The sequence below is a fragment of the Streptomyces turgidiscabies Car8 genome (assembly GCF_000331005.1).
GTDB lineage: Bacteria > Actinomycetota > Actinomycetes > Streptomycetales > Streptomycetaceae > Streptomyces > Streptomyces turgidiscabies.
Genome location: NZ_AEJB01000275.1, coordinates 22,326 through 28,471, shown reverse-complemented (window position 1 = coordinate 28,471; position 6,146 = coordinate 22,326). Strand labels below are relative to the sequence as shown.

The window sequence follows — 6,146 nt, the reverse complement described above, 5'->3', positions numbered from 1 at the left end:
GCCACCGGCGTAGTAGGGGACGCCGTAGGTCTTGCCGTCGTAGGTGACGGAGGCTTGAGGCCGTCCAGCCAGGCGGCCGAGTTCTCGAACTTCGCCGGGTCGAGGGGTGCGAAGGCTCCCTTGACCATGTAGCCGAGCATCTCGGTGTTGCCCATCTCGACCACGTCGGGGGCCTTGTCGGTGGCCAGGACGGCGTCGAGCTTGGCGTTCTTGTCGGGCCAGCCGTAGTACTCGTGGTTGATCTTGATGCCGGGGTGCGCCTTCGTCAGCGTGGCGTCGGCGGCCTTGACCAGCTCGGGCCAGTTGTTGTGCGCGTCCACGGTCAGCCAGACGGTCAGCTCCTTGGCGTCGGCGCCGGTGTTGTCCGAGCTTCCGCCGTCACTGTCCCCGCATGCCGCGATGGAGACCATCATGCCCGCGATACCGATCGCGGCTATCAGCTTGCGCTTCACGCCAACCTCCTCAGGGAGCTGGACCAATGGTGTAGACCAGTAGGCGGAGCTTGGCTCAGACCAAACGAGGTGTCAAGGGGGTGGGAATGCCTTTGACCAGCCGTTATACGAGGTACCCTCTCGCGTTGTTGCCGTATTGACGGCGCCGTCCTCCCCAGGTACCCAGAGAGCAGGGCCTTCGATGCCCTGTCCCCTTCCGGAGGTGGCTTATGGCGGCGACCGCGCGACGGCATGAGACGCGTGCCCTGCTCCGGGCGCACCTGTCGGCCGCGAGCGGGTACCGGCATCTCACACGGCACTGTCCGATCTGCCACCGGTTACAGCGGCTCGCCATGGAGCGCTGCGAGGCGGACCCCGAGGCCGACGAGACACCGGGTGCCAACAGCGGTTCCCTCTAACACCTGTGCCACAGCGTCAACAAGGTGCGCGGTGTGTGACGGGTGTCACTGCATGAGTTTTGAAAAAGTGGGTTCTTACCGGTCTCCTACAACTGGTCAATTTAATATGTGCAATTGCACCAGCCCCGGACAGGTCCCACAGCAGATCCCACACCCCTCCCCAGACTCCAACAAGCACGCTCACAGCACCCCGTGCCACCCCCGCCCAGCGGCACAAAAAAAGATCGCGCTGGACCCGGCGGAGTCCAGCGCGATCTTCACGACGCGCCCTTGAAGCTGTGGAACTGGTGGATCTTTTGGAACTGCGTTGGGCGTGGGGCCTGTTGGGGCAGGACCCGCGTCGCTTCGAGCGGTCAACGATCAAGCTGATGGAGCAGGTGACTCTGGTGACTCTGATGGTGCGGGTGTTGCCAGTCGCACGGCTCGGCCGATAGTTGGGGGACCTGCCGACACGTACGACTATTCAGTTGGTCAGGCCTCGCTGCGCTGCTGCGGAATGCCCGCAAGCAGGGCGCGGACCTCGGCCTCGCGGTAACGGCGATGTCCGCCGAGCGTGCGAATGGACGTGAGCTTGCCGGCCTTCGCCCACCGCGTAACCGTCTTGGGGTCAACACGGAACATGGTGGCGACCTCAGCCGGGGTCAGCAGCGGCTCGGCATCAGGGGTGCGAGCGGTCATGAGCGGCCTCCTCGGGAGAACCGAACCTTCTCGGTTCATTCCTCTAAATTCTGCACCTTGACCCGCGTTGCCCGAAATGGCGGATGCGGGTCGAGTCGGTTATAGGACGAACGGCTTGTCCTCGGCACTACAACTACACCATCTGTCCAACCGCGTAGGCCAAACCGACGGAATTGCTCTTGCAGGCGGCCATCAGCGACGGAAGCCGATGGACCATGCCATAGCGGACAGTCACGCCACTGTGACGATCAGTCACAGTGGCGATCAGGAGTCACGAGACCCCCCATAGCGTGCAATGCTGAGATTCCACCCATAGCTGGGCAGATAGAGCCTCCCCCGGACTCCTTGTCCTATTTTGGCACGAGGAGGGGCAAGGAAGGCAAGCCACCTGTACGTGCGGTCCGTCACGCTTGACACAAACGCCCGGATCGGGACCTACGTCCCACGGCAGCCCCAAGAGCGTCCCACAGAAATGGAACTCACGTTCCAGGGAGTCTTTTTTTGACGAACTGTCAGTTCGCCGACCGCCGGTCCCGCACCGACTGCCACCGCTCCACGAGCCGCCCGTACGCCTCACCGGCCGCCTCGCCGTCCCCGTCGCGCAGCGCCTCGATCCCGGCGGCCACGTCCGCCGCCGAGTGGTCGCCGGCCAGATCACCGGCCGGCAGGACATGCACCAGCCCGCCGTAGTCCAGCTCGACCAGCGACCTCGGGTGGAACTCCTCCAGCCACCGCCCCACGTCCAGCAGACCGTCGATCAGCGGCCCCTCGTCGAGGGCGTCACGCAGGGTCCGCAGCCCGCGCGCCACCCGCCGCCGTGCCTGCACCATGGGCGTCCGGTAACGCAGCAAGGGCGCCGCGCCCCCGGCGGCCCCCGAACCCTTGTCGTACTCGCGCTCCTCGTCGGTCACGAGCACGAACCAGTTGAGCGGCACCTGCCAGGTCGCCGTGCGGATCCACGGGCGGGCGTCCGGGTTGCGGGTCAGCCAGCGCTCGTAGTCCTGGGTGGCCTGATGGCGTACGAGAGGCGGCAGAGCGGCGTCCAGGAGCGGCAGCGGCAGCTCCTCCCCCAGCTCGCCCAGCGCCTGCCAGCCGCGCAGCCGGGTGCGCCAGGGGCAGACGCACAGCACCCCCTCGACCTCCGTCACGAACGCGTCGGCGCTCTCGTGCACCGGCACCGCGACCGGCGGGACGGGCAGCAAGTCGGCCAGGGAGCGCCGTAGTTCGTCCTGGTACGAGGGCCGGTCGGGCCGCCGGGCGTAGCGCGCCCAGTGGCTGCGCTCCGGCTCCGGAAAGGCCGCCAGCGGCTCGTAGACGCGCAAGTAGGACGCGTACGGGACGATCACCGAGGACACCTTGGGCACGCCTGCTCCCTCCCCCCTGGACGACCAGGAAAAACCGCGTATCCAGCACTGTCCAGCACAGTGCGGCACGGGAAAATTATGCAAACCGCCGTGCCGGCCCACGCCACCGGTGGGTGATCCTCGGCACTGCGGGGTCGGTTGGCGTACGCGGACCTGGGAGGAGCTCTACTCTCATGCCCACGGAGGCCGCCACCCGTACGGGCTCCAGCCCCAACCGCCGCTACTCCCTGGAGTCACCACAGTGACCGACGTAACCGGCGCGCCTGCTGATGTACTGCACACCCTGTTCCACTCGGAGCAGGGGGGTCATGAGCAAGTCGTGCTCTGCCAGGACCGGGCCACCGGCCTCAAAGCCGTGATCGCCATCCACTCCACCGCCCTGGGCCCCGCGCTCGGCGGTACGCGTTTCTACCCGTACGCGAGCGAGGCGGAGGCCGTCGCCGACGCGCTGAACCTCGCGCGCGGGATGTCGTACAAGAACGCCATGGCCGGTCTCGACCACGGCGGCGGCAAGGCCGTGATCATCGGCGATCCGGACATCGTCAAGAGCGAGGAACTCCTCCTCGCGTACGGCCGGTTCGTGGCCTCGCTCGGCGGGCGGTACGTCACCGCGTGCGACGTCGGCACGTATGTGGCCGACATGGACGTGGTCGCGCGCGAGTGCCGCTGGACGACCGGACGGTCCCCGGAGAACGGCGGCGCGGGCGACTCGTCCGTGCTGACGGCCTTCGGCGTCTACCAGGGCATGCGGGCCTCCGCCCAGCACCTGTGGGGCGACCCGTCGCTGCGCGCCAGGCGGATCGGCGTCGCGGGCGTCGGCAAGGTCGGGCACCACCTCGTCGAGCATCTCGTGGCGGAAGGCGCCGAGGTGTTCGTCACGGACGTGCGTGAGGATGCCGTACGGCGGATCACCGAGCGGCACCGGGACGTACTGGCCGTCGCGGACACGGACGAACTGATCCGCGTCGACGGGCTCGCCGTCTACGCCCCCTGCGCGCTCGGCGGGGCCCTGAACGACGTCACCGTGCCCGAGCTGACCGCCAAGGTGGTGTGCGGGGCGGCCAACAACCAGCTCTCGCACCCGGGCGTCGAGAAGGACCTCGCGGACCGCGGGATCCTCTACGCGCCCGACTACGTCGTGAACGCCGGTGGCGTGATCCAGGTGGCCGACGAGCTGCACGGGTTCGACTTCGAGCGGTGCAAGGCGAAGGCGGCGAAGATCTACGACACCACGCTGGCCATATTCGCACGTGCGAAGGCGGACGGGATTCCGCCGGCCGCCGCGGCCGACCGGATCGCCGAACAGCGGATGGCGGAGGCCCGCCGGAGGGCGTAGCCGGACGGGGTGCGGAGGTACCGGCCGACGGGGTGTTGGAGAGAACTCTCACCCCCGTCGGCGGGTCGGCCACCAAGAAGTGGTTAAAATCGCGGTTGACCAGCGGGGACAGGGCACCTCGCGGGTCCTGGGCACCGCCACGTCCTGCGGGCGACGTACCGTATGGGCGTGGGCTCAGGTACCGTGGAAGCCCTACGGACCGGTCTCTCTGCGGAGAGCCCGTTCCAGAACATGAACGGGTGTCAAGACTCTGGGGCCATCGAGCCCCGTATCCGAGGGGGTCGAGCCATGGGGCGCGGCCGGGCAAAGGCCAAGCAGACGAAGGTCGCCCGCCAGCTGAAGTACAGCAGCGGCGGGACTGACCTCTCGCGCCTGGCCAATGAGCTGGGCGCTTCGACTTCGAGCCAGCCGCCGAATGGCGAGCCGTTCGAGGACGACGACGAGGAAGAAGACGACCCGTACGCTCAGTACGCGGATCGATACAACGACGATGATGAGGACGAGGACGGACAAGCCTCCGGTCCCTCGTCCCAACAACGCCGTGGAGCTTGACGTCTTACGTCTGCTGCGGCGCGCCTGACAGGTAACGGGTTTCACGGTTCCTGTACGGCAGCAGCTGCACCTCACCCGGTCCGGGTTGGCTAGCACCGGACCGGGTTTCGTGCGTTGCCGCTCCGCTGGGGTTGGGCAGGGCGCCCAGTAGCTCGGGGGGTGCTGTGGTTTTGCGGGTGCCGGCGCGTTGTGGTTTCTCGCGCCGTTCCCCGCGCCCCTGCAGGCGGCGGCTGCGCCGCCTGCCTTCTCGGGGCTAGTTGGTTGCGTAGTCGCCTACCAGTGCCGCGCCCGTCGCCTGGTTGTCGCGGTCTGTGATCTCGCCTGCGATCCAGGCTTCCACGCCTCGGTCCGCCAGGGTGGCCAGGGCTACGTCCGCCGAGTCCTCGGGGACGATGGCGATCATGCCGACGCCCATGTTCAGCGTCTTCTCCAGCTCCAGGCGCTCGACGGAACCCGTCTTCCCGACGAGGTCGAAGACCGGGGCCGGGGTCCAGGTGGAGCGGTCGACGATCGCGTGCAGGCCGTCCGGGATCACCCGGGCCAGGTTGGCGGCGAGACCGCCGCCGGTGATGTGCGAGTAGGCGTGCACGTCGGTGGTCCGCATGAGGGCCAGGCAGTCCAGCGAGTAGATCTTGGTGGGTACGAGCAGTTCCTCGCCGAGGGTGTGCCCGAACTCCTCGATGTGCGCGTCCAGGGCCAGCCCGCCCTGCTTCAGCAGCACATGCCGCACGAGCGAGTACCCGTTCGAGTGAAGCCCCGAGGCCGCCATGGCGATCACCGCGTCACCCGTACGGATGCGATCCGCGCCGAGCAGCCGGTCGGCCTCCACGACGCCCGTACCGGCGCCGGCGACGTCGAAGTCGTCCGGGCCCAGCAAGCCGGGGTGTTCGGCCGTCTCGCCGCCGACCAGGGCGCAGCCGGCCAGTACGCAGCCCTCCGCGATGCCCTTGACGATCGCCGCGACACGCTCGGGGTGAACCTTGCCGACGCAGATGTAGTCGGTCATGAACAGCGGCTCGGCGCCGCACACCACGATGTCGTCCATGACCATGGCGACCAGGTCGTGGCCGATGGTGTCGTACACGCCGAGCTGCCGGGCGATGTCGACCTTCGTGCCGACGCCGTCGGTCGCGGAGGCGAGCAGCGGGCGCTCGAAGCGCTTGAGGGCGGAGGCGTCGAAGAGGCCGGCGAAGCCGCCCAGGCCGCCGAGGCCCGCGACTTCGGCGCGCTGCGTCTTCTTCACCCACTCCTTCATCAGCTCGACGGCGCGGTCGCCCGCTTCGATGTCGACGCCGGCGGCCGCGTAGGAAGCGCCGGAGGCGCCAGTGGTCTCAGACATGAGGGTGAGAACTTTCGTGTCGTACTG

General features: G+C 68.0%; 6 protein-coding genes and 1 pseudogene. 3 read left to right on the top strand and 4 right to left on the bottom strand.

Annotation, left to right across the window (positions count from 1 at the left end):
• A pseudogene (locus tag STRTUCAR8_RS18165) lies at window positions 1-452 on the bottom strand (extracellular solute-binding protein); the annotation flags it as partial.
• 209 nt (window positions 453-661) lie between these two features.
• Between STRTUCAR8_RS18165 and STRTUCAR8_RS54260 the strand changes: the two are divergent.
• Entirely contained in the window at window positions 662-850 is a 189-nt protein-coding gene (locus tag STRTUCAR8_RS54260) for a DUF6274 family protein (protein ID WP_006377273.1), read from the top strand.
• 471 nt (window positions 851-1,321) lie between these two features.
• Here the strand turns inward: STRTUCAR8_RS54260 and bldC are convergent, their stop codons facing one another.
• Together bldC and STRTUCAR8_RS18150 are read right to left on the bottom strand one after the other, a co-directional pair.
• Window positions 1,322-1,528, bottom strand: coding sequence for a developmental transcriptional regulator BldC (gene bldC, locus STRTUCAR8_RS18155; RefSeq protein ID WP_003949541.1), 207 nt, complete (start codon window positions 1,526-1,528; stop codon window positions 1,322-1,324).
• Between the two features lie 512 nt (window positions 1,529-2,040).
• Entirely contained in the window at window positions 2,041-2,892 is an 852-nt protein-coding gene (locus tag STRTUCAR8_RS18150) for a DUF8083 family protein (RefSeq protein ID WP_006377267.1), read from the bottom strand.
• Between the two features lie 241 nt (window positions 2,893-3,133).
• Between STRTUCAR8_RS18150 and STRTUCAR8_RS18145 the strand changes: the two genes are divergently transcribed.
• Together STRTUCAR8_RS18145 and STRTUCAR8_RS18140 are read left to right on the top strand one after the other, a co-directional pair.
• A complete protein-coding gene (locus tag STRTUCAR8_RS18145; protein WP_006377266.1) occupies window positions 3,134-4,228 on the top strand; it encodes a Leu/Phe/Val dehydrogenase in 1,095 nt (364 codons plus the stop codon).
• Between the two features lie 288 nt (window positions 4,229-4,516).
• Window positions 4,517-4,780 (top strand): DUF3073 domain-containing protein, encoded by a 264-nt coding sequence (locus STRTUCAR8_RS18140; RefSeq protein WP_006377274.1) that lies wholly within the window; start codon window positions 4,517-4,519, stop codon window positions 4,778-4,780.
• A gap of 253 nt (window positions 4,781-5,033) precedes the next feature.
• On the opposite strand, the gene purM is transcribed toward STRTUCAR8_RS18140, so the two are convergent.
• Window positions 5,034-6,119 (bottom strand): phosphoribosylformylglycinamidine cyclo-ligase, encoded by a 1,086-nt coding sequence (gene purM, locus STRTUCAR8_RS18135; RefSeq protein WP_006377269.1) that lies wholly within the window; start codon window positions 6,117-6,119, stop codon window positions 5,034-5,036.
• Window positions 6,120-6,146: the final 27 nt, after the last annotated feature.

Bases quoted from the DNA above. Each gene is read 5' to 3' on its own strand.
- STRTUCAR8_RS54260 (WP_006377273.1), top strand. From the start codon at position 662: ATGGCGGCGACCGCGCGACGGCATGAGACGCGTGCCCTGCTCCGGGCG.
- bldC (WP_003949541.1), bottom strand. From the start codon at position 1,528: ATGACCGCTCGCACCCCTGATGCCGAGCCGCTGCTGACCCCGGCTGAG.
- STRTUCAR8_RS18140 (WP_006377274.1), top strand. From the start codon at position 4,517: ATGGGGCGCGGCCGGGCAAAGGCCAAGCAGACGAAGGTCGCCCGCCAG.
- purM (WP_006377269.1), bottom strand. From the start codon at position 6,119: ATGTCTGAGACCACTGGCGCCTCCGGCGCTTCCTACGCGGCCGCCGGC.